Origin of the sequence: Stenotrophomonas maltophilia, from assembly GCF_002799155.1 — a bacterium.
GTDB lineage: Bacteria > Pseudomonadota > Gammaproteobacteria > Xanthomonadales > Xanthomonadaceae > Stenotrophomonas > Stenotrophomonas maltophilia_R.
On sequence record NZ_NERD01000002.1, the window covers coordinates 3,960,776 to 3,987,095 of the forward strand.

Below are 26,320 nucleotides of genomic sequence, written 5' to 3' on the forward strand. Positions count from 1 at the left end.
CCGCTGGCAGGTGCTGCTGATGTCGGTCGCCACCGGCGTGGCCGTGGCCAGCAACTACTATGCGCAACCGCTGCTGCACACCATCGCAGATGCCTTCGGCGTGCCGTTCGGCCAGGTCGGCATGGTGGTCACCGCTGCGCAGCTGAGCTATGCCGCTGGACTGATCCTGCTGGTGCCGCTGGGTGACCTGTTCGAACGCCGCCGCCTGATCGTGGTGATGAGCCTGCTGTCGGCGGGTGGGCTGGTGATCAGTGCCTGTGCGCCGTCCTTGACATGGTTGCTGGTGGGCACCGCGATCACCGGCCTGTTCTCGGTGGTGGCACAGGTACTGGTTCCGTTTGCGGCCACGCTGGCCGCGCCGGAACATCGTGGCCGCGTGGTCGGCACGTTGATGAGTGGCCTGCTGCTGGGCATCCTGCTGGCGCGTACCGTGGCCGGCCTGCTTTCCAGCCTGGGCGACTGGCGCCTGGTGTATGCGATCGCCGCCGGCACCCTGGTGCTGACCGCACTGGCATTGCAGCGCGGGCTGCCGCGATTCCATCACAGCGCCGGCCTCGGCTATTTCGCATTGCTGCGCTCGATCGGCGTGCTGTTCGTGCAGGAGCCGGTGTTGCGCCAGCGCACCCTGCTGGGTGCCTGCAGCTTCGCCATGTTCGCGATCTTCTGGACTCCGCTTGCGTTCCTGCTGGCGCAGCCGCCTTACGCCTACAGCGATGCCACCATCGGCCTGTTCGGGCTGGTCGGTGCCGCCGGCACGCTGGCCGCGGGCCTGGCCGGCCGCATGTCCGACCGTGGCCAGACCGGTCGTGCGACCGCCATCGCGCTGGTGCTGTTGCTGCTGTCGTGGCTGCCACTGGGGTTGTCGGCCCACTCGCTGCTGGCGTTGCTGGTTGGCGTGGTGGTGCTGGACCTGGCCGCGCAGCTGCTGCACGTCAGCAACCAGAACCTGATCTATGCGCTGCAGCCTGCGGCACGCAACCGCCTCAATGCCGGTTACATGACCGGTTATTTCATCGGCGGCTCGCTGGGCTCGCTGCTGTCGGCGCAGGTCTACCAGCGCTTCGGCTGGACCGGCATCTGCGTGGCCGGTGCCGCGGTGGCCGTGCTTGCCCTGCTGCTGTGGTTGCCCGGCGCGCTGCGTGCGCGCCAGGCGGCATCGTTGAACTAGAAACTGCCCTGCAGCGCCAGTTCCCATCGCCCGCCGGCGTTGCCGGGGAACAGGCGCTTGGCAGCACTGTCGGTGTCATGCACGGTGGCGCGCAGCTCCCATGCCGGAGCCAGCGTGGCAATGGCACTGAGCTGGCCATGCAGGTAGTCCGGGCCCTGTGTGGTGGCCAGCCAGTACTGCCCCACCGCTGCTTCCAGGCGCACGCGTTCGTGCAGCGGCACACGCACGCCCAGTTGGGCATAGGTTCCGCGATGGCCACCGGCCAACGCATCATTGGAATGCGCGACCTGCAGCCAGGCACGCTCCTTCCAGGTCAGCGTGGTGTTGAGTTCGGTCCAGTCCAGCGCGCGGCCGGTGCCCGGGTACACATAGCGGGTCAGGTTCGCATCCAGCGTCCAGTCCGGTGCCAGCGCGCCGGACCAGCCCGCCACCAGGTCGAATTCGCTGCGAGCGCCATTGTCCGGTTTGAACGAGACGTTGGACCCCCACACGCTGGCGTACCAGCCCGATGGGATCGAGACCTTCGCGCCGGCCTGCACCGCCGGGTCGCCATCGCTCTGCGAGCTGCCGCGCCACACGTAATCACTGGTCAGTGCTGCGCTGCCACTGACCTTCACCTGTGCCTGCGCGCTGCCGATGCCGAGCAGGCCTGCCAGGGCGGCCACCACCGCCGCCATCATCCCCTTGCTGTTCACTGCACTGTGTTCCTCGTCGAAAGCGGCCACGCCGCCGGGACGGCAGTGTCCAGTGCGTGGCCGTAACGGATCGAGGGTGCGGCCCGGCCTGCGGCGCAAATTCGGCGTAAATCCCTTGGGATCGGGGCCACGCGCCAGCGGCGCGGTATCATGACGCCCTGTTTCCAGGAACCAACCGCGTGGACGCCATCCTGACCCCGGTATCGATCGGCGAGCTGATCGACAAGATCACCATTCTCCAGATCAAGGCAGAGCGCATCGACGATGCCGCCAAGCTGGCCAACGTGCGCACCGAGCTGGATGGCCTGCTGCCCCTGTTGCAGCAGCAGCTGCAGGCACAGCCGGCGCTGGCCGCACTGCAGCAGCAGCTGAAAGCGATCAACGAGCGCATGTGGGACATCCAGGACCAGCTGCGCGACAAGGAAGCGGCCCAGGCGTTCGACGATGCGTTCATCCAGTTGGCACGCGGCGTCTACGGCACCAACGGCGAGCGCGTGCAGGTGAAGAACGAGATCAACCGCGTGGCCGGTTCGGCACTGGTGGAAGAGAAGCAGTACCAGGGTGAGTAAGACCGCTCATCCGCACTCCAGCAGGTGCCGGAAGCGGAACAGGTCGCCGTCACCGCGGATGCCGAGCTTGCGGTAGGCCGACGTCTTCTGCGAGCTGATCGTGCTGGCCGAGCGCCCCGATCGCAGGGCCATTTCGCTGGTGCTGATCCCTTTCAGCACCAGCCCGAGCACTTCACGTTCGCGCTGGCTCAGCGGCGCCAGTGCCGGGGCCGGCATCCTGCGTGCACGGGTGCGTGGCAGATTCAGTTCCGCGCGCAGTTCCGGTGGCACGAAGCGGCCTCCCCGGGCGACCACGTCAATGGCACGCAGCAGCAGGTCCGGTGGCGTCGATTTGGACAGGAAGCCGCGCGCGCCGGCACGCATCGCAGTGGCCACCGTGCTGGCATTGCAGTGCGCCGAGAGCACCAGCACCGGCAGCGCCGGCCAGCGCTGCGACAGCACGCGCAACAGGGCCAATCCATCGCCCAGGTCGCCCATCGGCAACGCATCGATCAGCAGCAGGTCGACGCATGCCGGGCTGCGCTCCAGCAGCTGCAGCAGATGGGCCTCGCTGGACAGGCTCACCCGGACCTGCACGCCACTGTGCTGGCGCAGCAGCACTTCCACCCCCAACCGCAGCACCGGGTGCGGGTCCAGCAATGCCAAGCGTCGTGGCCGATCAGGCAGCAGGGGCGGGAGGGTCGGTGGCATCGCGGCCTGTCCAGGCAACATGGGGCATCCACCGTAGGTCGGTGCCCGCAGCGGCGGAATCCAATTCCTTGCAATGGCCGGCCCGCCAACCCGGTCAGTCAGACAGCGTTCCGGTTTGCCACGCCGCAAACGCAACAGGCCCGGCAAATGCCGGGCCTGTTGGAGCTTCTCCAGCGCGGGAATCGCGCCGAGTGGGCAATTACCAGCTGAAGCGCGGGCCGACGGTGTATTCCTTGTCGCCGTGGCGGTTCATCTTCAGCTCGCCGTTCAGGCCCCAGTTCTGGTTCAGCTTGACCTGACCACCCAGGCGGCCGTACCACTCGCCATCCGGATTGACGCCGTGCTTCTTGGCGTAGTCTTCGTAGCCGACCATGCCGTAGACCTCGGCGTGGGCGCCGAAGGCAGTGCGGATACCGGCTTCAGCGCTGTAGCCGTTGAAGTCCAGACCGTGCTTCGGGTCGAACTTCTGGTAGGCAACGCGGGCAACGAAGTCGGTGCTCGGAGCGATTTCAACGTTGTAGCCGGCACCGATCTTCCACTGGTCAACCTTCAGGTTGGTGTGGTCGATTTCCTGGCGGCTGTATTCGCCGAAGGCGTGGAAGTTCGGCAGGAAGCCGTAGGAACCCTTCACGCCCCAGCCATCCGCCTTGATGCCATCGACGTCGGTCTTGGCGTAGTCGGCTTCGGCGTAGTTGTAGGACAGGTTCTCAGCAGCCGAGGCGGTGAACGGCAGGGCAGCGGCCAGGGCCAGAGCAATCAGCGAATTCTTCATGGGGGTACACCTTTACTTTCTTATGGTGTGCAGCAGCGCCAGGGCGCCATCGCATCGGGAATGTAAATTCTCCGTTATTCGCCACAACGCTCCCTGAAAACAGCAGCCTTCGCATTGCTGAATTTTTTGCCTTGATTCAGGCTTCGTCTGGCATACGCGCGCGGCGCGCGTGCATCTGAATCCCGCCGACGATTGCAAAAGGAGGTTGCCTTGTACGTGCCTGCCCCGCTGCGGTTGCCGTTCTGCGCCGCCATCCTGGCCTTCGCCGGCGTGATTTCCATCGCATCGGCGCAGCCGCTGCAACCCTCCGACTACCAGCGCGCCGAACGCGTGCACGACAGCCATCTGCGCGGTGCACTGCGCAATGCTTCGATCATGCCGAACTGGTTGGCCGATGGCCGCTTCTGGTACGAGCGCGAAGATGCGCAGGGCCGACGCCAAGCGGTCCTGGTCGATCCAGCGCAGGCCACCCGGCAGATCCTGTTCGAGCCAGGCGCACTGGACACTGCGGTTGCGCCCTTCGGAGCCAGCGGACCACGCCTGCGCCTGGCCAGCGTGCAGGTGATGGGTGATGGCCTGCGCCTGCGTTTCAGCGGTGAGATGCCGATCGACTGCCAATGGCCACGCTGGCACTGCGTGCGGTCGCAGGATGCAATGCCGCCGGCAGATGCGCTGCCTGCGCCCGCTGGCGATGCCTGGCTGCAGATGCGCGACCACAATCTGTGGCTGCAGTCGCCCGGAATGGCAGCACGAGCGCTGACCACCGGCGGTGAACCCGGCCAGGGTTATGGCGTACTGCCGGACTTCACCCTGCGTGGCATTCCACGCCGCCAGGGCCGGATGCCGGCGCGGCCGTTCGCGGTCGGCTGGTCACCGGACGGCCGCTACGTGGCCGGCATCCGCTACGACGAACGTGCGCTGCAGGACTACCCCTATCTGGAAAGCACGCCGGCCAACAGCGCGCGCCCGCGCGTGCATACAGTGAAGCTGGGAGTGCTTGGCGATGCACAACAGGTACGCGACAGCCTGTATGTGGTCGATACCCGCAGCGGCAGGCAACATGACATCGCGCTGCCCGAGGGCTGGAATACCCTGAGCGAAGCCGGCATCCTGGGCTGGGACGGTGGCCGCCTGTATGCCGTGATCGCGCACTTCGCAGCGCCACGGCGCCTGCGCCTGGTGGAGATCGAGGCCGGCAGCGGTGCACTGCGCACCGTGCTGGAGGAGGCCAGCGATACCCGCCTGCAGCTCAACGTGTACTCGTACAACCGGCCGGCGGTGGCGATCCTGCCTGGGCAGGACACGGCCGTGTGGTTCTCGCAGCGCGATGGCTGGGGCCATCTGTACCGGGTGCGCCTGTCCGACGGCAAGGTGCTGCGCCAGCTGACGCGTGGCCGCTGGGCCGCGCGTGACCTGTTGGGCGTGGACGCTGCGCGCGGCTGGGTGTACTTCAGCGCCGGGGGTGTCGAGGGGGGCGATCCCTACGTGCGCGGCCTGTACCGGGTCTCGCTGCAGGGCGGGCCGGTCCAGCGCCTGGCCGCCGAAGGCAATGACCACCTGGCCGATGCCGGTACCGGCGCGCTGTTCGGCGGGCGCGCTCCCCAGGCACTGTCGCCTGGCGGTGGCTATCTGGTGGATACCGTTTCCCGTCTCGACCAGCTACCACGCACCGTGCTGCGGGCCAGCGATGACGGCCGTGAAGTGATGGTGCTGGAAACAGCCGATGACAGCGCGATCGTTGCTGCCGGCTGGCGCCCACCACGGCGCGAACGGCTGCTGGCTGCCGACGGGCGCACGCCGATCTTCGCCACCGTCTACCTGCCCCGCGACTATCACGATGACGGCAGCTTCCCGGTGATCGATGCGATGTACGGCGGTGCCTTCATCAGCAATGCGCCGGTGACCTATGCCGAAGCCGTATCGGCGTTGAATCCCGTCTCGCGCGCCAGCCTGGCCGAACTGGGCTTCGTGGTGGTCAGCATCGATGCGCGCGGCACCGGCGGCCGCGACAAGACGTTCCATGACAGCAGCTTCCTGCACGCCGCCGATGTGCAGCTGGATGACCATGTGGCTGCACTGCGCCAGCTGGGCGAACGCTACCGGGGCATCGATCTGCAGCGGGTGGGCATCTATGGGCATTCGTTCGGCGGCTACAGTACAGCACGCGCCCTGCTGCGCTATCCGGCGTTCTACAGGGTCGGCGTGGCTTCGGCTGGCAGCCACAACTTCCAGGGCATGTACGGCGGCACACTGCACGGCATGGACCGGCTGTTCGGTGGCGTGCTGCCAGCTGCGGCGATGGCCGATGGCGTGCCGCCACCCTTTGCCGGGCTCGACAATGCAGCGCTGGCCGGCAACCTGCGCGGACATCTGCTGCTGGTTTACGGCGAACTGGACGAGAACGCACCGCCGGCACTGACCCTGCAGCTGGCTGCGGCCCTGAACACGGCCCAGCGCCGCTACGACCTGCTGTACCTGGCCCGGCAGGACCACGAGCTGTTCCGCAACGACGCCACCTACACGCACCGCATGTGGGACTACTTCGTGCGTCACCTGGCCGGCCGGGAGCCGCCGGATACGGTGCTGGCACCGCTGCCCGGCGGCCCGGGCTGAACAGGCGTACACAGGATGTCGAACCAGGGTGCCCTGGTTCGTCGGGTACTTGAAGGCCGTGCATGCGGCACGGTCCATCCGGAGGCAGGCAATGAGCTACATCGATGGTTTCGTCCTGGCGGTGCCCACCGCCAACAAGGAGAAGTTCCTCGCCCACGCACGCACGGGTGATCCCGTTTTCGTCGAGTACGGCGCGCTGCGCGTGGTCGAATGCTGGGGTGACGACGTACCGCATGGCAAGACCACCGACTTCTTCGGCGCGGTGAAAGCCACGCCGGATGAGACGGTGGTGTTTTCCTGGATCGAATGGCCGGACAAGCCGACCCGCGACGCCGGGATGAAGAAAATGATGGAAGACCCGCGGTTCGATCCGGCGAAGAATCCGATGCCGTTCGACGGCGCGCGGATGATCTACGGCGGCTTCGTGCCGATCTACGAACTGACGCGCTGAACCCGGCGGACGTGCTCAGCGCGCGTCCGTTTCATCGCCGGCAGCGGCATGGCCGGCGCCCAGTGCGGCGCCGGCACCCAGGCCCATGCCACCCATGCCGGCACCCGTTCCGCCGCCGCCACCTCCACCACTGCGGGCGCCCTTGGCATCGCCATCGTTGCGGCCCTTGCCGCCGCCGCTGGCACTGGGCCGGGTCGGCCCCTGCGGTGGAATGTGCAGGTCGGACGGGATCGGCGCGAGGTCCAATGCTGCGCGCACGAAATCGCGCAGCGAGACCACCAGGTCGTGAATGTGCACCGGCCGCCCCTGTGCGAGTTCGTTGGCCGCACGCGCGGCCAGCCGAACCTGTTCGTCGGTGCCCAGCAGCAGGATGTCCGACAGCGCGGCCTCGACTGCATCGCGGATGCGGCGCGCGCGATCCGAGCGCGGCTCGGCGATGCCTTCGGCATCTTCGCGCTGGCGCAGGTCACGGCGATGGCTGGGATCCACGCCCAGTTCTCCAGTGAACGAACCCCCCAGCGTCTTGTAGGCCGCCATCAGCGTGCGCAGCCGTTCGTTGATCTGCCGGTTTTCGCGCTCGCGGCGCTGCTGCAGGGTCTGCATCACCAGCAGGCGGATGCCCACGCCCAGCAGGGTGATCAAAACCAGGCCGGCCAACGTGGACAGCACGCCCTGCCAGGAACTGAAGTCGATACCACGCATGGTCAGGGCTCCTGCAGGAAGAACCTGCATCTTGCCCCAGACCGCGCCCCATAAACGCGAAAGGCCCCACCACCCGGTGGGTGGCAGGGCCTTCGGTCACGGCGCGATTACTTGCGCTTGGCGGCCTTGCGCACAGCCTTCTTGGCCGGAGCCTTCTTGGCCGCGACCTTCTTCAGCGGCGCAGCCTTCTTGGCGACCGTCTTGCGGGTGGCGGCAACCTTCTTGCCGACAACCTTCTTGGCAGCGGCGGTCTTCTTGCCGACAACCTTCTTGGCAGCGGCGGTCTTCTTGCCGACGGCCTTCTTGGCGACGGCAGCCTTCTTGCCGACCACCTTCTTGGTGGCCGCGGTCTTCCTGGTGGCGACCTTCTTGGTGGCGGCAACCTTCTTGCCGACAACCTTCTTCGCAGCCACGGCCTTCTTGCCAGCGACCTTCTTGGCGGCGACGGTCTTCTTGGCCACGGCCTTCTTGGCGGTGGCGACCTTCTTGCCGACAACCTTCTTGGCCGCAGCGGCCTTCTTGGCAACGGTCTTCTTCGCGACGGCAGCCTTCTTGGTGGCGGCCTTCTTCACGGTGGCGACCTTCTTGCCGGCAGCCTTGGTGGTGGCCTTGGTGGTCTTCTTGGCAGCAGCGGCCTTCTTGGTCACAGCCTTGCCTGCAGCGGCCTTCTTCTTGGCCACTTCCTTCTTCAGGGCAGCGGCTTCGGCCTTGGCATTCTTCTTGGCCGCTTCCAGCTTCTTCTTGGCGTTGGCAACGGTCTTGCCGACCGACTTGGCGGCCTTCTCGGCCTTCTTGGCAACGGTCTTCTCGACCTTGGCCACAGCCTTCTTGGCCTTGGCAACGCGGGTACCGGCAGCCTTGGTGGCGCGCTTGACGGTCTTCTTGACCGACTTCACGGCGTCTTCGGCGGCGTGGGCGATGGTCTCGCCGACGTTGGTGGCGGTTTCTTTGACGTTCTCGACGGCGTCGGTCACGACCGACACACCATTACCGTTGCTCATGTTGCCCTCCTGGGGGCCTTAAGTATCAAAACGGGGCGATGCTATACCGACATTGACGATCGTGGAACGGGGCACGCGCCCGCAATCGCATCTGATGCGACGGCCATGGTGTAGCGCAGCACCGCTACAAGAGCGCCGGGTTTGCAGGAAACCCCTTTTTTTAAGGACTACGCCACGCCAAGCACGCGGTCGGGGATTGCCGTTGCGTGCGGTTGCACGGATACGGCATCCGGTGCATGTTGCGGCGCATTGCGGCACCCGGCTGCGCGGAACTGCGCAAGTATCCGTCGGTGTCCGCGCGCCAAGCGATCGTCTTTGGTGGCGCAGGTGTCGCCTGTGCGGGTGTCGCCACAGCCTGGTGACCCCCTCCACGCCGGCCTTTTGCAGCCTGCGATTTTCATGGCGCATTTATCCAGACCGCGACACACTCATTCAGCCTGTTTTACCGTAGGGCCGAGCCGCCCCCACCCACGCCAGCGAACCGACTCCCATGCGACCGCTTCCCACCCTGCTCACGCTCGCAATCGCCGCCGCCTTCGGTGGCTTCGTTGCCACCGGCATCAATGCCCACCTGGACAACCGTGCCGACGCCGCGCCACTGCCAGCGGTACTGCCGACCACGGCGGCGTTGCCGGCCGCGGTGGCCGGGCAGGCGGTGCCATCGCTGGCGCCGATGCTGGAAAAAGCGATGCCGGCGGTGGTCAGCGTCAACACCAAGCAGGTGGTGCGCGTGCGCAACCCCTTCTTCAACGACCCGTTCTTCCGCCGCCTGTTCCCGGACATCCCGCAGGAGCGCATCAACGAATCGCTCGGCTCCGGCGTGATCATCGACGCCAAGGAAGGCCTGGTGCTGACCAACCACCATGTCATCGAGAACGCCGATGACGTGCAGGTGACACTGGCCGACGGGCGCACGGTGAAGGCCGAGTTCCTCGGCTCGGACCGCGATACCGACATCGCGCTGATCCGCATCCCGGCGCAGAACCTGACCGACATCAAGCTCGGCAACAGCGACCGCCTGCGGGTAGGCGACTTCGTGGTGGCCATCGGCAACCCGTTCGGCTTCAGCCAGACGGTCACCTCGGGCATCGTCTCGGCGGTGGGCCGCAGCGGCATCCGTGGCCTGGGCTACCAGAACTTCATCCAGACCGATGCGTCGATCAACCCGGGCAACTCCGGTGGCGCACTGGTCGACCTGCAGGGCCAGCTGGTCGGCATCAATACCGCCAGCTTCAACCCGCAGGGCAGCATGGCCGGCAACATCGGCCTGGGCCTGGCGATTCCGTCCAACCTGGCGCGCAGCGTGGTCGACCAGCTGGTCAAGCACGGTGTGGTGGTGCGCGGCACGCTGGGCGTGGAGAGCCAGAACCTGACCGCGCAGATCGCGCAGGGGCTGGGCCTGGGCGAAACGCGGGGTGCGCTGATCACACGCGTGCTGGCCGGATCGGCCGCCGCCGCGGCCGGACTGAAGCCGGGCGACGTGGTGGTCTCGGCCAACGGCCAGCGCGTGGACAGCGCCGAAGCCCTGCACAACGTGGAAGGCCTGGCGGCGGTCGGCAGCCCGCTGGCGCTGGACGTCCGCCGGGAAGGCAAGCCACTGCAGATCAAGGCAACGCTGAAGGAACAGGCGCGTGCGGTCTCCGGTGAGAGCCTGGACCCCCGGCTGACCGGTGCCACCTTCGTCGACCTGCCCGAGTCGCTGCGGCAGTCGGGCGTCGGCGGCGTGCTGGTCAGCGAGGTCAAGCGCGGCAGCCGCGCGGCGACCAACGGCCTGCAGCAGGGCGACATCATCACCGACGCCACCGTGGGTGAATTCGCCGACCTGGCCAGCTGGCGAGCCAATTTCCAGCAACGCCCGCCGACCCTGGTGGTGCGCGTGCTGCGCAACAACGGCCAGCAGCAGGGCCAGCTCGTGATGCGCTGATCGCCCTGCCGTAACACCCCCTATACCGCGGCAATGCTATTGCTGTCAGTCCAGGTCGGCACCGCCGACACCCGTTCCCCCATCGCAACAGGAGTGATTCGATGAGCCCCACCAATACCGAGAACCTGAAGGAACACCTGGGTGAAGCCGGTTCCCACCTGAAGCAGGCCGCCACGGCCGCCGGCGGTGCGATCAAGGGCGCAACCGGCGCAGCGACCGACGAACTGCGCATCGGCAAGGCCAACGTCAAGGCTGAACTGTCCGACAGCGCGCTGTCCGGCCTGGCCGCCGCCGAGTTCGGTGGTGCCGCCGCCAAGGAGCAGGTCGATGCCCTGATGGACAAGGGCAAGGACCTGATCGACAGCGCAGCCGAGTTGATCCGCGAGCGTCCGCTGGCCTCGTTCGGCGTCGCCTTCGCTGCCGGCTGGATCATCGCCAAGCTGGCCCGCGGCAGCAGCGACAAGTAAGCCGCGGCGTGAGCGAAGACAACGCGCAAGCCCCTGATCCGGCGGCCACCCCGCCGCTGGATGAGAGCATCCGCCAGGTCGGCGCGGCCGGTCGTGCCGCCGCCGATTCGGCCAAGCATTCACTGCGCTCGCTGCGCCGCCTGGCCTCGGCCGACTTCGCGCTGGCACGCAGTGCGTTCGGCCGTGCACTGGCCTGGGCCGGCGTGGCGATCGTGTTCGGTGCCTCGGCCTGGCTGCTGATGGCCGCCACCCTCATCGCCCTGCTGCAGAGCTGGGGCCTGAGCTGGCTGCAGGCGCTGCTGATCACCTCGCTGCTGAGCCTGGCCGTTACCGGCTATGCGATCTGGCGAGTGTCCTACTTCTTCCACCACACCGGCATGCACGCCACCCGGCGCCAGCTGTCACGCCTGGGCCTGTTCGACGAGCCCAGCGAAGACGATCCCGATGCCGACGTGCAGCTGCCAGAGGGCAAGCCATGAAGTTCGGTGCACTGCAGCGGCGGGTGAAACGCTGCGAACAGGTGGTGACCGTGCGCCTGGTCGAGACCCAGGACCACTGGTCCACGCTCAGCCAGGTCTGGCGACAGGGCTGGTCACCGCTGCGCATCGTGGTGGTCGGCCTGGCCGGCGGCTTCATTGCCGGCAAGCTGGAAGTGCCGGGCAAGGTCAACGGTGCGCGCTGGCTGCAGATGGTGGGTTCAGTCTCGAACCTGTTCGCCAGCGCGCAGGCCGCGTTCGCCACGGCCATGGCGGCGCAGGCGGCCGCCACCGCCGACGACGCGGCCGAAGAAGCCGGCGAGGCCAGCGAACAGGCGTCAGCGGCGGCCTCCGCTGCTGAAGCACCGCCTGCACCGGCACCGCGCCCGGAACCCGAACCGGAACTGCGCGAACCGCGCCCGGCCGAAGCGGCCACCGAGCTGTCCGAACGTTGATCCACGGAATCCGCCGCGCCGATCACGGCCGGCGGATAATGCGCTCCCCTTCCCGGTTGGTGCGTCGATGAGCGAGTCCCACCTGTCCCCGTCACCGGCCAGCCCCGAACAGCCCGACGCACCGTTGCCGCCACCGTCGCGTCCGCGCGGACCGATGTCGCTGGTGGTGCTGGCGACCCTGGCGGTGGGCTACACGCTATGGGCGGCGCAGGACATCATCCTGCCGGTGCTGCTGGCAATGTTCTTCGCGCTGGTCGGCAATCCGATCCTGCGCCTGCTGCAGAAGCTGTGGATTCCGCGTGCGCTGGGCGCACTGCTAATCCTCGGTGCCGGCCTGGGCGTGACCGGCTCGCTGGCAGTGCAGCTGATCGGACCGGCGATGGAGTGGGCGCAGGAAGCACCGCAGCAGCTGCGCAAGATCGCCCGCCAGGTACAGGACCTGACCAAGCCGGTGCAGCAGGCCAACCAGGCCGCGGAGAACTTCGCCCGCGTTGCCGGCGGCGACAGTAACCGCAAGGTGCAGGTGATCCGCGCCCAGCTCGACGACCCGTACCGCATGCTGACCCGTGCGCCACGGCTGGCCGCGTCGGTGCTGGCGGTGGTGCTGCTGACCCTGTTCTTCATGATCTACGGGCAGAGCCTGCAGCGCGCGGCGATCGCCCTGTTCCCGAACCGCCAGCAGCAGCGCTTCACCAGTGACATCCTGCGTTCGATCGAGCGTGAGGTCTCGCGGTATGTGCTGACCATCAGCGTGATCAACACCCTGGTCGGGCTGGTGTTCGCCGGTGTGCTGATGCTGCTCGGCATCGGCCTGCAGGAAGCGCTGCTGTGGGGCACGGTGGCTGCGCTGCTGAATTTCGCCCCGTACGTGGGTCCGCTGATCGGCGTGGCACTGATGCTGCTGATGGGCTTCGTCGAGTTCCGCGATCCGCTGCAGGCCCTGCTGCCGGCCGCCGCCTACCTGGCCCTGCACACCCTGGAAGGGCAGATGGTGACCCCGATCGTACTGGGCCGGCGCATGAAGCTGTCGCCGCTGGTGCTGATCCTGGCGCTGATGGTGTTCGGCTGGGCCTGGGGCATGATCGGCCTGCTGCTCGCGGTGCCGCTGCTGGTCTGCATCAAGCTGGTGCTGGCGCGACTGGACGGCATGCAGGGCTGGGCGCGGCTGCTGGAATGAAAGCCCGCGCGGGCAGGCGTAGAATGGCGGGGTGAATTTCCCCGTCCAAGCCATCACTCTCGACCTTGACGACACGCTGTGGCCGTTCGCTCCGATCGGCGCCCGCATCGACCTGGTCCTGCACGAGTGGATGCGTGAACACAGCCCCGCCACCGCTGCGATGTATCCGGTGGCGGCAATGCGCGAACTGCGCGAGCGCCTGTACCACGCCCATCCGCACCTCCACCACGACCTGAGCGCGCTGCGCCGGCTGACCCTGCACGAAGCCCTGCAGGCCAGCGGCGCCAGCCTGGAGCTGCTGGAACCGGCGTATGACGTGTTCTTCGCCGCACGCAACCAGGTCGAGTGCTACCCCGATGCGATCGACGCGCTGGCGCGGATTGCCGCGCGGGTGCCGGTGGCAGCGCTGAGCAACGGCAATGCCGATCTGGAGCGGATCGGCCTGGCCCATCATTTCGCCTTCCAGCTGGGCGCGCGCGAGCACGGCGCCGCCAAGCCCGAGGCGAGCATCTTCCACGCCGCCTGCACCCGCCTGGGTGTGGTGCCGGCACAGGTACTGCATGTCGGCGACCATGCCGAGATGGACGTGGCCGGGGCGATCGCTGCCGGCCTGCGCGGGTGCTGGATCAATCGCGAAGCAGCCACCTGGACCCATCCGCACCTGCAGCCGGACCTGCAGTTCAACACCCTCACCGGCCTGGCCGACTGGTTGGACGCCAACCTCGACGCCGCCGCACCCCGGAGTACCTGACGCATGAGCGAGATCACTGGTTTCACCACCGACACCGCCGCAGCGCTGCCGCTGTACGTGCTGGACCGCGAGCAGTTCGCCGCCTGGAAGGACGGCCAGCCGGCCGCCACCCAGGCCTGGCTGGCGTCGCAGGGCTTCAATGCCGGCGCGCACAGCGTGGCCCTGCTGCCTGGCACCGATGGCCTGGCCGGCGCGGTGATGGGTGTGGGTGATCGGGCTGATGCCTACAGCTATGCGCATGCCCCGCACGCCCTGCCGGAAGGCAGCGTGTGGCAGCTGGCCAGCGATCTGCCGGCCGCCGAACTGGCGCTGCTGCAGCTGGGCTGGGGCCTGGGCAGCTACCGCTTCGACCGCTACCGCAAGCGCAACCGCGCGCCGGCCCAGCTGGTGGCGGCACCGTCCGGCGAGGTGGCCGACCTGATCGCCGCCAGCCTGCGCGTGCGCGACTGGGTCAACACCCCGACCGAAGACATGGGCCCGCAGCAGCTGGAAGACGCCGCGCGCGCCTTGGCCGATGCGCATGGCGCGCAGGTCGAAGCGATCACCGGCGATGAACTGCTGAAACAGAACTTCCCGGCCATCCACGCCGTGGGCCGCGCATCGCACCGCGCGCCGCGCCTGATCGTGCTGCGCTGGGGCAAGGACACCGATCCGGCGCTGGTGCTGGTCGGCAAGGGCGTGTGCTTCGATACCGGCGGCCTGGACATCAAGCCGGCCGACGGCATGCGCAACATGAAGAAGGACATGGGCGGCGCCGCGCATGCACTGGCCCTGGCCGGCCTGGTGATGGCGCGCGGGCTGCCGGTGCGCCTGACCCTGCTGGTGCCGGCGGTGGAGAACGCGATCGGCCCGGATGCCTTCCGCCCGGGCGAAGTGATCGCCACCCGCAAGGGCCTGAGCGTGGAGATCGACAACACCGATGCCGAAGGCCGCGTGATCCTGTGTGATGCGCTGACCTTCGCCGGTGAGCAGAAGCCGGACCTGGTGCTGGACTTCGCCACCCTTACCGGTGCCGCACGCATCGCTCTGGGCCCGGATCTGCCGGCGCTCTTCAGCAATGACGACAGCGTGGCCCAGCAGTGGCTGCAGGCTGGCGACGCGACGCGCGACCCGGTCTGGCGCATGCCGCTGTGGCGCCCCTACCTGCGTTACCTGAGCAGCGGCATCGCCGACCTGGCCAACGCCGGTTCGCGCATGGCCGGCTCGGTGACGGCCGCGCTGTACCTGGAGCGCTTCCTGGAAGACGGCCAGCGCTGGGCGCACCTGGACGTGTACGCCTGGAACGACGGCGAACGCCCGGGCCGTCCGGCCGGTGGCGAAGCGCTGGCGCTGCGTTCGGCGTGGGCGATGCTGAGGCAGCGCTACAGCTGATCGGGTGGGTGCCGACCGTTGGTCGGCACGCCGTCCCCGGCAAATCTGACGAAAAATTGAATTCCGGCCCCGGCCGGGTTCTGCGAGGATGTGTGGGTCGACCACCCACACGCTCCGTGAAGGCAGGAACCCGACCATGTCGCTCTTCCGCTACACCCGTGCCGGCCAGACGGCGGGCGCACCGCGCGGGCATTCGCCGCTGCTCTGGATCGCACTGATCGCGCTCATCCTGGGCGGCGTCGCGCTGGCCTTTGCCTGGCTGGCCGGCTGGATTGGCGACCGCCTCACCGCGCAGCGCTTCACCGACACCATCGAGGCCACCGGACCGGCCCATCCCGGCTTCCGCCGCGCGCACAGCAAGGGCATCTGCGTGAACGGCTGGTTCGAACCCAGTGCGCAGGCCCCCACCCTGTCCAGTGCACGGGTGTTCTCGCAACGCCGCGTGCCGGTGATGGGCCGCCTGTCGATCGGCGGCGGCGACCCGTATGGCGCCGACAACACCGCGCGCGTGCGCAGCCTGGCGGTGCAGATGGTCAGCGATGATGGCCAGGAATGGCGCATGGCGATGAACAGTTTCCCGTTCTTCGCCGTGCCCAACGCCGAGGCGTTCTACGAACAGACCCGCGCCTCCATCCCGGACCCGGCCACCGGCAAGCCCGACCCGCAGAAGATGGCTGCGGTGCTGGCGAAATACCCCAGTGCGCAGGCCTTCCAGCAGTGGGCCAAGACCGCGCCGTGGACCAGCAGCTGGGCCGACACCACCTTCAACAGCGTCAACAGCTTCTGGTTCACCAACGCGCAGGGCCAGAAGCGCGCAGTACGCTGGCACTGGCAGCCGCAGTCGCCGGTGGTGGAGATGGATGCGGAAACGCGCAAGAAGGCCAGCGTCGATTTCCTCAGCCAGGAACTGCAGCGGCGCCTGGCCAGCGGCCCGGTGCGCTGGAACCTGGTCGTGACCACGGCCGAGCCCGGCGATGCCATCGATGATCCGTCGGTACCGTGGCCCGAGTCGCGTGATCAGGTGGTGGCCGGCGTGCTCAGCCTGGACCGCATGCAGTCGCAGGAACAGGGCGCGTGCGGCCAGATCAATTTCGATCCGCTGATCCTGCCCAGTGGCGTGCGTGGCAGTGACGATCCGATCCTGGCGGCCCGCTCCGCCGTGTACTCGCAGTCCTTCAACCGCCGCGAACGCGAACGCGCCACCGGCAACGTCGAGCAACCGAAGGAGGCCGCGCGATGAGCACCGGCAACGGCCACTTCAACCTGCTGGCGCGGGTGCTGCACTGGTCCATGGCACTGATGATCATCGCCATGCTGTTCGTCGGCGTGACCATGGTTGCCTCGCTGCACCTGCGACCGATGCTGATCGACCTGCACCGTCCGCTGGGCATCGCCATCGGCGTACTGGTGCTGCTGCGCCTGTACAACCGGCTGCGCCATCGCCCGCCGCCACTGCCGGCGGATCTTCCGGTGTGGCAGGTGATGGCGGCCAAGGCCTCGCACTGGATGCTGTACGCGCTGATGCTGGCGATGCCGTTGATCGGCTGGGCGATGCTGTCGGCCGGCGGCTACCCGATCGTGCTGTGGGGCGGCCTGCACCTGCCGCCGATCGTGCCGCATACCCCGGCGCTGTATGCCGCGTTGCGTAATGCGCACAGCCTGCTGGCGTATGTGTTGTTCGCCACGGTGCTGATGCATGTGGGTGCGGCGCTGTTCCACCTGTGGATCCGGCGTGATGGGGTGTTCCAGGCGATGGCGCGCGGGAAGGATTGAGCGGGTTCGCCGTGAGTTCCCGGTGGATCGTTTCCGCGACCGCGGGGGGGGGGTGTCACTTTCTTTGCGCGCAAAGAAAGTAACCAAAGAAACGCTCCGCCGGCCGCGAGCCGACGTGCTGCGCACGCCGGTGCCCTGTGCTCCTCGGCCCGTCGAGGGACGGCGCGGGAACTCGCTGCGCTCAAACACCCGCGCCTCTTCGCCCTCGCCGGACCTGCGGTGCTCGGCTCGCTCAAGGCGGACTGGAAGGTCAAGATCAACAGCAAGAGCATCCACGCATGGCGTGGATCTACTGGGTGCAGCTTTTGCCTTTGACGTTGGGTCCGCCTTGAGCGAGCCGAGCATCGCAGGGGAATCAGGGGCGAAGAGGCGCCGGTGTCTGAGCGCAGCGAGTTCGGCGCCGTCCCCTGATTCCCCGAGAAGCGCAGGGCACCGGTGCGTAGCACCGGCTCGCGCTCTGGCGGCGTGTTTCTTTGGTTACTTTCTTTGCACGAGCAAAGAAAGTGACACCCCTCCGCCGTCGCGGAAACGACATCACCAGGAAAGGCAGGCCGCCCCTACAACCACCCCTTCTGCCGCGCCAGCCGATACGCCTCGATCCGATTGGCCACGCCCAGCTTGCCGATGCACTCGGACAGGTAATTGCGCACCGTACCGTGCGACAACCCCAACTGCTCGGCAATCTCGCTCGCGCTGCGGCCCTCGCCCGCCAGCCGCAGCACGCGGCGCTCACGGTCGGTCAGTGGATCGGCCTGCGACCACGCATCCAGTGCCAGCTGCGGGTCGATCGCGCGGATGCCCTGCTTCACCTTGCGCAGCGCGTCGGCCAGGTTCTCGGCCGGTGCGTCCTTCAGCAGGTAGCCCAGCACGCCCGCCTCCAGCGCGCGGCGCAGGAAACCGGCACGGGCGAAGGTGGTCACGATCACCACCTTGATCGGCAGTTCGTGGCGGGCGATGCGCTGCGCCAGTTCCAGACCGGACAGCCCGGGCATCTCGATGTCGGTAACCAGGATGTCCGGTTGCAGCTGCTGCAGCATCCGCCACGCGGTTTCGCCATCGGCGGCGCTGCCCAGCACCTCGATATCCGGCTCCAGGCCCAGCAGCGCCGACAGTGCACCGCGCACCATCGCCTGGTCTTCGGCCAACAGGATGCGGATCATGCGGCACCGTCCTGCGCCAACGACGTGGACGACAGCGGCGTGGTCGCGGCCATCAACGGCACCCGTACCGTCAGCACTGTGCCGGCCCCGCGCGGCGACTGCAGCGTCAACTGGCCACCGAGTGCTGCGGCCCGCTCACGCATGCCGCACAGTCCATTGCCCTCGGCCTGCACGCCGCCACGGCCGTCATCGCGTATCTGCATCGCCAACTGTCGTTCCTCAAGCGTGAAATCCACCTGCACCCGGGTCGCCTGCGCATGGCGCACGATATTGGTTGCCGCCTCGCGCAGCACCAGTGCCAGGCCACGTTCCACGTCCACCGGCATGGCAGGTGGCGTCGTGTACTGCAGATGTACCTGCTGGCATTCCAGCAGCAGGCGTGCCGATGCCAGCTCGCCAGCGAGGTCGCTGGCGCGGATGCCGGTCACCGCACTGCGCACCTGTGCCAGCGCTTCGCGGGCGATCGCCTCGGCTTCCCCGATCTCCTGCCGCGCGCGCGCATCGCCACGGTCGTGCAGCTTGCGCGCCAGTTCCAGTTTCAACGTGATCAGCGACAGGGTATGGCCGAGCAGGTCGTGCAGGTCGCGGCCGATGCGCTCGCGCTCGGCGGTGGTTGCCAGCCGCCGCACCTCGTCCTGGGACAGCTGCAGGGCAACGTCGCGCTGCTGGCTCAGGGCCTCCACGTTCACCACCAGCCCGACGATGAACGAAACCGCCGGCATCCACACCATGGCCTGCCACGGATAACCGAAGTACAGCGCGGTGCTGCAAAACAGAAGGTTCAACCCAGCGAGCTGCAGAAGATACTGCCACCAGCCGCCCCGCCCGCTCATGCGGATCATCACGCAGCCGAACACGAAATAGCTCAGTCCCGAGGGATACCACGGCAGCAGTACCAGGGCCATCACGATCATGCCCAGCGCATAGCGCCATGCATGGTGCCGTGGCGCCAGCATCACCTTGGCGTAGAACAGCAGGAACAGCGGATAGCTGACCAGAGTCAGCAGCAGCCAGCGCAGGGTGAAGCCGTTCCCCAGCACCGGGGTGAGGAAGATCCATACCGACCACAGAAGGTGGATCGCACCGCCCCAGGGCGACTTGCCACGTCGCAGCAGCTCGGCCACCGCCGAATCCGGTGCGGGGCGCAGCAGGGAGGCAAGCCAGCTCGGTGGCACGGGCGGATCCAGGCGGGGACGATCGCTGCCGATCATGCCAGTTCAGCCGATCCGGCGCAGGCGGCGCCGTGCCAACAGCAGCGCCACTACCGTGACCACCAGCAGCACCAGCAGATGGCCGGCGAGACTGCCCGGGGAGGGCAGCCCGACAACCGGCAACGCCAGCTGCGCCAGATGCCAGGTCGGCCACAGCGGTGCCATCGTCGAGAACACGGTGGGCAGCGCCGACAGCGGCAACCACAGGCCCGACAGCAGGGCCAGCGGCAGGTAGACCAGGTTGACCATCGCCGGCGCCGCGCTGGCACTGGCATGGCTGCCGATCAGCAGGCCGATCGCCCCCAGCGGCAGTGCCGCCAGGCCCGCCACCGCCAGCAGCTGCAGCACCTGCAGCGCATGCAGCTGCACGCCACCGAACGCGTGTGCCACGCCGATCAGCAGCGAGGCCACCAGCAGCGCGAACATCACCGCCATGGCCAGCCGTGCCAGCAGCGGTGCTGCCGTCGGCATCGGCAGCGCGCGCTTGAGGGTCAGCAGGCCGCCTTCGCGGTCCAGCGCCAGCTGCACGCCGAAGCCGAACAGCGCCGGGGCCATCGCACCAAACACGCAGTAGGTGGCCAGCAGGTACAGTGGCGCGTGACCGCGCCCCAGCAGCACGCCGAACAGCAGGTAGAACAGCACCGGGAACAGCAGCGAGGGCACTGCGAACGCCGGCGTGCGCCAGGCCCGGCGCAGTTCGGCCAGCAGTTCGGCACGGTAGGGGCGCAGTACCTGCCGCCACACAGGCAGCGGTTGCCCGGCGGGTCGGATCAGGGTGTTCATGCAGCCTCCCGGGTCATGTCGAGGAAGGCGTCAGCCAGCGCCGCGCCCTGTACTTCCAGTTCGCGCAGCTGCGCGTCGGCAGCCAGCAGGCGGGCCACCACCGGCTCGGCCGGGCTCGCCAGCAGCTGCAGGTATTCGCCGTCACGCTGTACCTCCTGCACGCCCGGCCACCGCAGTACGTCTTCAGCAGGCAGCACACTGCGGCAGCGGATGCGGCGCGGCCGATCAGTCAGGCGCAGCTCGCTCAATGGCGCATCGGCCAGCACCCGCCCCTGCTCCAGCACCACCACCCGCTGCGCCAGCGCTTCAGCCTCCTCCAGGTAATGGGTGGTCAGCAGCACACCGCAGCCTTCGGCCACCAGCTGCCGGATCGCCTGCCACATCGCCTGCCGCGCCTGGATGTCCAGGCCGGTGGTGGGCTCGTCCAGGAACAGCACGCGTGGGCGGCCACACAGGGCGATGGCGAACTGCACGGCACGCTGCTGGCCGCCGGACAGCTGGCCATAGCGACGGCGCGCCAGCGCCTGCAGGCCCGCGCGCTGCAGCACCTCCTGCAACGGCATCGGGTCGGGATAGCAGGCGCTGGCCTGCGCCACCAGTTCATCCACCTGCAGCATCGCTGGCAGGCTGGTGCTCTGCAGCATCACGCCCAGGCCGAGGCGGCTGGCGCGATGCTGCGGGTCGCCGCCGAGCAGTTCGACCTGGCCGGCGTCGACACGGCGCAGGCCCAACAGCACGCTGATCGCGGTACTCTTGCCGGCACCGTTGCGGCCCAGCAACGCCAGCACCTGGCCAGCACGGACCTGCAGGTCGATGCCATGCAGGGCGGTATGGTCGCGGTAGCGCACCTGCACCTGCTGCAGGCGGGCCAGCGACGGGGCGATCGGATTCATGGGCGGTACCGGTAGCGGGGACGTTGCCATCCTGTGCCGCCGTGGTCACATTTCGCAGTTGCTGCCGTCAGTGTCATCGGGTGACAGCTGTCACTGCCGTCATCGCTGTGCCTGCCTTCATGCTGTGCCGCACGCTCCACCGCCGGAACCGCCGCCGTCTGCGCTTCCGGCCACACCCGCCCGAACGCCTGTGATGGAACGAATGAACGCTTCTGCCGAGCTGTTGAAGGAACTCCGTATCGAACGCAAGCCGCCGCCCGCCTCCGGTGGTGGCAGCAATGGCGGTGGCCGCCGTTGGCTGTGGATCGCGATCATCGTGGTCGTGTTGCTGCTGGCCGCTGCGGCCTTCGCCCTGTTCGGCCGCGCGCCGGCGGTGGACGTGGAAACCGCCCCCGCCGTGGCCATCCAGCAGGGCAGCGCCAGCAGTTCGGTGCTCGACGCCAGTGGTTACGTGGTCGCCCGTCGCATGGCCACGGTCTCGGCCAAGATCACCGGCAAGGTGCGTGAGGTGATGATCGAGGAAGGCATGCGGGTGGAGCAGGGCCAGATCATGGCCACGCTGGACCCGATCGATGCCGACGCCCAGCGCAGCCTGTACGCCTCGCAGCTGCAGGCCGCGCGCAGCCAGGTCGCCGGGTTGGAGGCGCAGCAGCGGCAAGCTGCCGCCGAAGCCAGCCGCCTGCAGGCGCTGGTCGGCCAGCAGCTGGTGTCGCGCTCGCAGTACGACCAGGCCGTGGCCCAGCGCGACAGCCTGCGCGCGCAGCTGGACACCGCACAGCGCAACGTCAAGGTTGCCCACGACCAGCTGGCCATCGCCGACCTGGGCGTGGACAACAACATCGTGCGCGCACCGTTCTCCGGCGTGGTCACCGCCAAGGCGGCGCAGCCGGGCGAAATCGTTTCGCCGCTGTCGGCCGGCGGTGGCTTCACCCGTACCGGCATCGGCACCATCGTCGACATGGACTCGCTGGAGATCGAAGTCGAGGTCGGCGAGGCCTTCATCGGCCGCGTGCAGCCCAAGATGCCGGTGGAAGCCACGCTCAACGCCTACCCGGAATGGAAGATTCCCGGCGAGGTGATCGCCATCATCCCCACCGCCGACCGCGGCAAGGCCACGGTGAAGGTGCGCGTGGCGCTGAAGGTGAAGGACCCGCGCATCGTGCCGGAGATGGGCGTGCGGGTCAGCTTCCTGGAACAGGCGCAGCCGCAGGCCGCGGCCAAGCCGCAGGGCGTGCGCGTGCCGGGCGGCGCCGTGGTCCAGCGCGAGGGCGCCTCGGTGGCCTTTGTGCTGGGTGATGAGAACCGCGTGCAGCAGCGCACGGTCGAGGCCGGCCAGGCGATGGGCAAGGACCGCCAGATCCTCAAGGGCGTGAGCGCAGGTGAATCGGTGGTGGTGAACCCGCCCGACACCCTGCGCGATGGCGCCAAGGTGCAACAGAAACAAGCGCAGTAACGGCCTGGCGCCCACGGGCGCCGCCGGCAGCACCGTTCGACGCACGCCCGCGGCCGCCGCCGGCGCGTTTCCCTGTTTCCTGCCTTCCGTGGAGAACCACCCATGTCGACCCTGGTTTCACTGCGCAACATCACCAAGACCTACCAGCGTGGTCCCGAGAAAGTGCAGGTGCTGCACGGCATCGACCTGGACATCGCCCGCGGCGACTTCGTCGCGCTGATGGGCCCGTCCGGTTCGGGCAAGACCACCCTGCTCAACCTGATCGGCGGGCTGGACAATCCCAGCGGCGGCGAAATCAGCATCGAGGGCGAGCGCATCGACCAGATGAGCGGCGGCCAGCTGTCGACCTGGCGCAGCCATCATGTCGGCTTCGTGTTCCAGTTCTACAACCTGATGCCGATGCTGACCGCACAGAAGAACGTGGAGCTGCCGCTGCTGCTGACCCACCTCAATGCCGCCCAGCGCCGCCGCAATGCGGAGATCGCGCTGACCCTGGTCGGCCTGGCCGACCGCCGCAGCCACCGCCCGAATGAATTGTCCGGCGGCCAGCAGCAGCGCGTGGCGATCGCCAGGGCGATCGTCTCCGACCCGACCTTCCTGATCTGCGACGAACCCACCGGCGACCTCGACCGCCAGTCCGCCGAGGAGATCCTCGGCCTGCTGCAGCAGCTCAACCGCGAGCATGGCAAGACCATCATCATGGTCACCCATGACCCGAAGGCCGCCGAGTACGCCACGCACACGGTGCACCTGGACAAGGGCGAGCTGGCCGACGCGCCGCTGGCCCACTGACGGAGGCCACGGCGATGAAATACTTCTCGTTGGTGTGGGCGCAGCTGTTCCGCAGCCGCACGCGCACCCTGCTGACCCTGCTCTCGGTAGTAGCCGCGTTCCTGCTGTTCGGCATGCTCGACTCGGTGCGCGTGGCGTTCACCTCCGGCGGCAGCGTGGAAGGGGCCAACCGGCTGGTGGTCGCTTCGCGGCTGTCGATCACCCAGTCACTGCCGATCCGCCTGGAAACGCAGGTGCGGCAGGTCGCTGGCGTGCGCGACGTGGCCTATGGCATGTGGTTCGGTGGCATCTACCAGGACCCGAAGAACTTCTTCCCGAACTTCTCGGTATCGCCCAACTACTTCGATGTCTACCGCGAGCTGCAGATCGACCCGGCGCAGCTGGAAGACTGGAAGCAGACCCGCACCGGCGCCATCGTCGGCGAGACCCTGGCCAAGCAGTTCGGCTGGAAGATCGGCGACACCATCCCGCTGCAGGCAACGATCTTCCCGCGTGGCGGCAGCAACGACTGGCCGCTGGTGCTCAAGGGCATCTACCGCTCCAAGGACCGTGCGCTGGCCGCCAATGAAGAACGCCAGTTGATGATGAACTGGAAGTACTTCGATGAATCCAACGATTACATCAAGAACCAGGTGAGCTGGTACACGGTGACGCTGGACAACCCGGACCACTCCTCGCGGGTGGCGCAGGCGATCGACGCGATCTCGGCCAACTCCGACCACGAGACCAAGACCCAGACCGAATCGGCGTTCCAGCAGGCCTTCGTCAAGCAGTTCGCCGACATCGGCATGATCGTCACCTCGATCATGGGCGCGGTGTTCTTCACCCTGCTGCTGTTGACCGGCAACACCATGGCGCAGGCCGTGCGCGAGCGCGTGCCGGAGCTGGCCACGTTGAAGACGCTGGGCTTCAAGGACAGCACCGTGCTGACCCTGGTGATGGTGGAGTCGGTGCTGCTGATCGGCCTGGGCGGCCTGATCGGCATGGGCCTGGCCGCGCTGATCCTGCCGGCCATCGGCCCGAAGAGCATGGGCATGCTGCCGCCGCACGTGCCGACGCCGACCTGGCTGATGGGGCTGGGCCTGATCGTGGTGATCGGCATCATCGTCGGCCTGTTGCCGGCGCTGCGTGCCAAGCGCCTGAAGATCGTCGACGCACTGGCCGGCCGCTGAGGAGGACACAGACATGTTCAAGAGCAAACTCAAGAAGTGGCTGGGCAACGGCGTGACGGTGCTGCTGCTGGTGGTCGGCCTGGTGCTGTGGATCAGCCTGCCGTGGATCGGCGTGCTGGCCGTGGCCGTGCTGGTGGCACTGTGGCTGCTGCTGACCCGCGGCGGACGGCTGGCGCTGGCCGCCACCCGCATCGGCGTGGCCAGCCTGCCGCAGCGCTGGGGCGCCTCCTCGGTGATCGTGGTCGGCATCGCCGGCGTGGTCGGCGTGCTGGTGGCGATGCTGGCGATGGGCGAAGGCTTCCAGGCCACGCTCAACAACACCGGCGATGACACCACCGCCATCGTGCTGCGTGGCGGCTCGCAGGCCGAAACCAACTCGGTGATCACCCGAGAGCAGGTACCGATGCTGTCCACCCTGCCCGGCATCAGCCGCGATGCGCAGGGCCGGCCGCTGCTGTCGCCGGAGCTGTCGCAGGTGGTCAACCTGGTGTCGAAGTCCGATGGCACCGACGTCAATGCGCAGTTCCGCGGCGTGGGCCCGCAGGCGTGGGCGGTGCATGACAAGGTCAAGATCGTCGAAGGCCGCAAGTTCGCTACCGGCCTGCGTGAGATCGTGGTTGGCCAAGGCGCCAAGGGCCAGTTCCGCGATCTGGACGTTGGCAAGACGCTGACCCTTGGCAACCAGACCTGGACCGTGGTGGGTGTGTTCGCCACCGGCGATGCGCATGATTCGGAACTGTGGACCGACGCCGATACGTTGGCCACCACCTACCAGCGCAGTGCGTGGCAGTCGATCAGCGTGCGCACCGATGGCAAGCCTGGCTTCGAGCAGTTCAAGGCCGCCGTCGCCGCCGACCCGCGCCTGAAACTGGACGTGGAAACCACCCGCGTCTACTACAGCAAGCAGGGCGGCGGGCTGACCAAGCTGATCGACATCCTGGGTAAGGTGATCGGCACGATCATGGCGGTCGGTGCGGTGTTCGGCGCGCTCAACACCATGTACGCAGCGGTGGCCACGCGTGCCCGCGAGATCGCCACCATGCGCGCGATCGGCTTCCGCGGCCTGCCGGTGGTGACGGCGGTGATGCTGGAGACGATGCTGCTGGCGCTGCTGGGTGGCCTGCTGGGCTGTGCGGTTGCATGGCTGCTGTTCAATGGCTACAGCGTGTCCACCATCGGCAGCAACTTCAGTGCGGTGGTGTTCAAGTTCCACGTCTCGCCGGAACTGCTGTGGACCGGCCTGAAATGGGCACTGGGCATCGGCCTGGTCGGTGGCCTGTTCCCCGCACTGCGCGCGGCACGTTTGCCGATCACCACGGCGCTGCGCGAAACCTGAGCATCACGCAGCGACAGACTGCGCATCCTGCAGAGGGACGGAGCGAAAGCTCCGTCCCTTTTTCGTTGCCGAACTCAGAAATCCGCCGCCGCGGCATCAGACGGCAGGGCGCGCAGTGCCAGATGCTGACGCAGGGCTTCTTCAGGCGCATATGCCGTGCCCAGCGCGTGCTGCTCGCCCGTCTGCCTGTCGAAGAAGATCGGCCCATTGCCGGCCAGCGCGTCTGAGATCTCGCCGGATTGCAGGTAGCGCAACGACTGGAAGCAGAACAGCCAGCCTTCGACCACCTCATGCTCGTTCGTAATGACAACCGGTTCTTCGTCGTCGACAAGTGCAGCCTCTACGCGACGGCGTGCCTCTTCAAGATGAATCACTCCTTCATCTCCTTCGTTCGGTGACAACGAGACGAGCATTCCATGCAGGTGGGCGCGTCGCAACTGAAGAGCGACTGGGCATGGTTGTGCA

General features: G+C 67.7%; 27 protein-coding genes. 17 read left to right on the forward strand and 10 right to left on the reverse strand.

Annotated features, from left to right (window positions below):
* Window positions 1-19: 19 nt before the first annotated feature.
* Window positions 20-1,168 carry an MFS transporter gene (locus tag B9Y82_RS18950; RefSeq protein WP_345780436.1) on the forward strand — a complete coding sequence of 383 codons (1,149 nt, stop codon included), beginning with the start codon at window positions 20-22 and terminating at the stop codon, window positions 1,166-1,168.
* Here the strand turns inward: B9Y82_RS18950 and B9Y82_RS18955 are convergent.
* Window positions 1,165-1,863 carry a TorF family putative porin gene (locus B9Y82_RS18955; protein ID WP_100475283.1) on the reverse strand — a complete coding sequence of 233 codons (699 nt, stop codon included), beginning with the start codon at window positions 1,861-1,863 and terminating at the stop codon, window positions 1,165-1,167. The two genes, B9Y82_RS18950 and B9Y82_RS18955, sit on opposite strands and share 4 nt — an antisense overlap.
* A 179-nt stretch (window positions 1,864-2,042) precedes the next feature.
* Here B9Y82_RS18955 and B9Y82_RS18960 point away from each other — a divergent pair, with 179 nt between their 5' ends.
* On the forward strand, window positions 2,043-2,432 hold the full coding sequence (locus tag B9Y82_RS18960; RefSeq protein WP_100474893.1) for a DUF6165 family protein: 390 nt from the start codon (window positions 2,043-2,045) through the stop codon (window positions 2,430-2,432).
* Window positions 2,433-2,438: 6 nt separating this feature from the next.
* Here the strand turns inward: B9Y82_RS18960 and B9Y82_RS18965 are convergent, their stop codons facing one another.
* Together B9Y82_RS18965 and B9Y82_RS18970 are read right to left on the reverse strand one after the other, a co-directional pair.
* A complete protein-coding gene (locus tag B9Y82_RS18965) occupies window positions 2,439-3,122 on the reverse strand; it encodes a response regulator transcription factor (protein WP_202908136.1) in 684 nt (227 codons plus the stop codon).
* Between the two features lie 199 nt (window positions 3,123-3,321).
* A complete protein-coding gene (locus tag B9Y82_RS18970; RefSeq protein ID WP_100474895.1) occupies window positions 3,322-3,894 on the reverse strand; it encodes an Ax21 family protein in 573 nt (190 codons plus the stop codon).
* 210 nt (window positions 3,895-4,104) lie between these two features.
* On the opposite strand from B9Y82_RS18970, the gene B9Y82_RS18975 reads away from it, so the two are divergent.
* Together B9Y82_RS18975 and B9Y82_RS18980 are read left to right on the forward strand one after the other, a co-directional pair.
* Window positions 4,105-6,507 carry a S9 family peptidase gene (locus B9Y82_RS18975; protein ID WP_100474896.1) on the forward strand — a complete coding sequence of 801 codons (2,403 nt, stop codon included), beginning with the start codon at window positions 4,105-4,107 and terminating at the stop codon, window positions 6,505-6,507.
* A 91-nt stretch (window positions 6,508-6,598) separates the two neighbouring features.
* Entirely contained in the window at window positions 6,599-6,958 is a 360-nt protein-coding gene (locus B9Y82_RS18980; protein ID WP_100474897.1) for a DUF1428 domain-containing protein, read from the forward strand.
* A 15-nt stretch (window positions 6,959-6,973) separates the two neighbouring features.
* Here B9Y82_RS18980 and B9Y82_RS18985 read toward each other — a convergent pair whose 3' ends face one another.
* Together B9Y82_RS18985 and B9Y82_RS18990 are read right to left on the reverse strand one after the other, a co-directional pair.
* The gene (locus B9Y82_RS18985; protein WP_100474898.1) at window positions 6,974-7,660 is read right to left on the reverse strand and encodes a hypothetical protein; all 687 of its coding nucleotides are present in this window, start codon (window positions 7,658-7,660) and stop codon (window positions 6,974-6,976) included.
* A 107-nt stretch (window positions 7,661-7,767) separates the two neighbouring features.
* A complete protein-coding gene (locus B9Y82_RS18990) occupies window positions 7,768-8,661 on the reverse strand; it encodes a histone (protein WP_100474899.1) in 894 nt (297 codons plus the stop codon).
* A 490-nt stretch (window positions 8,662-9,151) separates the two neighbouring features.
* Between B9Y82_RS18990 and B9Y82_RS18995 the strand changes: the two genes are divergently transcribed.
* The 9 genes from B9Y82_RS18995 to B9Y82_RS19035 all read left to right on the forward strand — a co-directional run bounded on the left by B9Y82_RS18995 (window position 9,152) and on the right by B9Y82_RS19035 (window position 17,055).
* Entirely contained in the window at window positions 9,152-10,585 is a 1,434-nt protein-coding gene (locus tag B9Y82_RS18995; RefSeq protein ID WP_100474900.1) for a Do family serine endopeptidase, read from the forward strand.
* 101 nt (window positions 10,586-10,686) lie between these two features.
* Window positions 10,687-11,052 carry a hypothetical protein gene (locus tag B9Y82_RS19000; RefSeq protein ID WP_004153835.1) on the forward strand — a complete coding sequence of 122 codons (366 nt, stop codon included), beginning with the start codon at window positions 10,687-10,689 and terminating at the stop codon, window positions 11,050-11,052.
* A gap of 8 nt (window positions 11,053-11,060) precedes the next feature.
* Window positions 11,061-11,531 carry a phage holin family protein gene (locus B9Y82_RS19005; RefSeq protein WP_004153834.1) on the forward strand — a complete coding sequence of 157 codons (471 nt, stop codon included), beginning with the start codon at window positions 11,061-11,063 and terminating at the stop codon, window positions 11,529-11,531.
* Entirely contained in the window at window positions 11,528-11,983 is a 456-nt protein-coding gene (locus B9Y82_RS19010; RefSeq protein WP_100474901.1) for a protein sip-5, read from the forward strand. The genes B9Y82_RS19005 and B9Y82_RS19010 overlap by 4 nt, the downstream gene beginning before the upstream one ends.
* Window positions 11,984-12,050: 67 nt before the next feature.
* The gene (locus tag B9Y82_RS19015) at window positions 12,051-13,160 is read left to right on the forward strand and encodes an AI-2E family transporter (protein ID WP_100474902.1); all 1,110 of its coding nucleotides are present in this window, start codon (window positions 12,051-12,053) and stop codon (window positions 13,158-13,160) included.
* A gap of 31 nt (window positions 13,161-13,191) precedes the next feature.
* A complete protein-coding gene (locus B9Y82_RS19020) occupies window positions 13,192-13,911 on the forward strand; it encodes an HAD family hydrolase (protein WP_100474903.1) in 720 nt (239 codons plus the stop codon).
* A 3-nt stretch (window positions 13,912-13,914) separates the two neighbouring features.
* The gene (locus tag B9Y82_RS19025) at window positions 13,915-15,282 is read left to right on the forward strand and encodes a leucyl aminopeptidase family protein (protein WP_100474904.1); all 1,368 of its coding nucleotides are present in this window, start codon (window positions 13,915-13,917) and stop codon (window positions 15,280-15,282) included.
* A gap of 136 nt (window positions 15,283-15,418) precedes the next feature.
* On the forward strand, window positions 15,419-16,522 hold the full coding sequence (locus B9Y82_RS19030; RefSeq protein ID WP_100474905.1) for a catalase family peroxidase: 1,104 nt from the start codon (window positions 15,419-15,421) through the stop codon (window positions 16,520-16,522).
* On the forward strand, window positions 16,519-17,055 hold the full coding sequence (locus B9Y82_RS19035; RefSeq protein WP_100474906.1) for a cytochrome b: 537 nt from the start codon (window positions 16,519-16,521) through the stop codon (window positions 17,053-17,055). Before B9Y82_RS19030 ends, B9Y82_RS19035 begins: the two co-directional genes overlap by 4 nt.
* Window positions 17,056-17,612: 557 nt before the next feature.
* Here B9Y82_RS19035 and B9Y82_RS19040 read toward each other — a convergent pair.
* From B9Y82_RS19040 to B9Y82_RS19055, 4 genes are read right to left on the reverse strand one after another with little or no spacing between them, the layout of a single operon-like run.
* On the reverse strand, window positions 17,613-18,215 hold the full coding sequence (locus tag B9Y82_RS19040; RefSeq protein ID WP_100474907.1) for a response regulator transcription factor: 603 nt from the start codon (window positions 18,213-18,215) through the stop codon (window positions 17,613-17,615).
* Window positions 18,212-19,426, reverse strand: coding sequence for a sensor histidine kinase (locus B9Y82_RS19045; RefSeq protein ID WP_100474908.1), 1,215 nt, complete (start codon window positions 19,424-19,426; stop codon window positions 18,212-18,214). Before B9Y82_RS19045 ends, B9Y82_RS19040 begins: the two co-directional genes overlap by 4 nt.
* A 6-nt stretch (window positions 19,427-19,432) precedes the next feature.
* A complete protein-coding gene (locus B9Y82_RS19050) occupies window positions 19,433-20,209 on the reverse strand; it encodes an ABC transporter permease (protein WP_100474909.1) in 777 nt (258 codons plus the stop codon).
* The gene (locus B9Y82_RS19055; protein WP_100474910.1) at window positions 20,206-21,102 is read right to left on the reverse strand and encodes an ABC transporter ATP-binding protein; all 897 of its coding nucleotides are present in this window, start codon (window positions 21,100-21,102) and stop codon (window positions 20,206-20,208) included. The genes B9Y82_RS19050 and B9Y82_RS19055 overlap by 4 nt, the downstream gene beginning before the upstream one ends.
* Before the next feature lie 202 nt (window positions 21,103-21,304).
* Here B9Y82_RS19055 and B9Y82_RS19060 point away from each other — a divergent pair, with 202 nt between their 5' ends.
* The 4 genes from B9Y82_RS19060 (at window position 21,305) to B9Y82_RS19075 (ending at window position 25,855) form a co-directional block, all read left to right on the forward strand.
* Window positions 21,305-22,555, forward strand: coding sequence for an efflux RND transporter periplasmic adaptor subunit (locus B9Y82_RS19060; RefSeq protein WP_100474911.1), 1,251 nt, complete (start codon window positions 21,305-21,307; stop codon window positions 22,553-22,555).
* 102 nt (window positions 22,556-22,657) lie between these two features.
* Entirely contained in the window at window positions 22,658-23,347 is a 690-nt protein-coding gene (locus B9Y82_RS19065) for an ABC transporter ATP-binding protein (RefSeq protein ID WP_019661817.1), read from the forward strand.
* 14 nt (window positions 23,348-23,361) lie between these two features.
* Window positions 23,362-24,519, forward strand: coding sequence for an ABC transporter permease (locus B9Y82_RS19070; protein ID WP_100474912.1), 1,158 nt, complete (start codon window positions 23,362-23,364; stop codon window positions 24,517-24,519).
* Window positions 24,520-24,532: 13 nt separating this feature from the next.
* Window positions 24,533-25,855, forward strand: coding sequence for an ABC transporter permease (locus tag B9Y82_RS19075; protein ID WP_100474913.1), 1,323 nt, complete (start codon window positions 24,533-24,535; stop codon window positions 25,853-25,855).
* A 74-nt stretch (window positions 25,856-25,929) separates the two neighbouring features.
* Here B9Y82_RS19075 and B9Y82_RS19080 read toward each other — a convergent pair whose 3' ends face one another.
* On the reverse strand, window positions 25,930-26,268 hold the full coding sequence (locus B9Y82_RS19080; protein WP_219635043.1) for a YrhB domain-containing protein: 339 nt from the start codon (window positions 26,266-26,268) through the stop codon (window positions 25,930-25,932).
* Window positions 26,269-26,320: the final 52 nt, after the last annotated feature.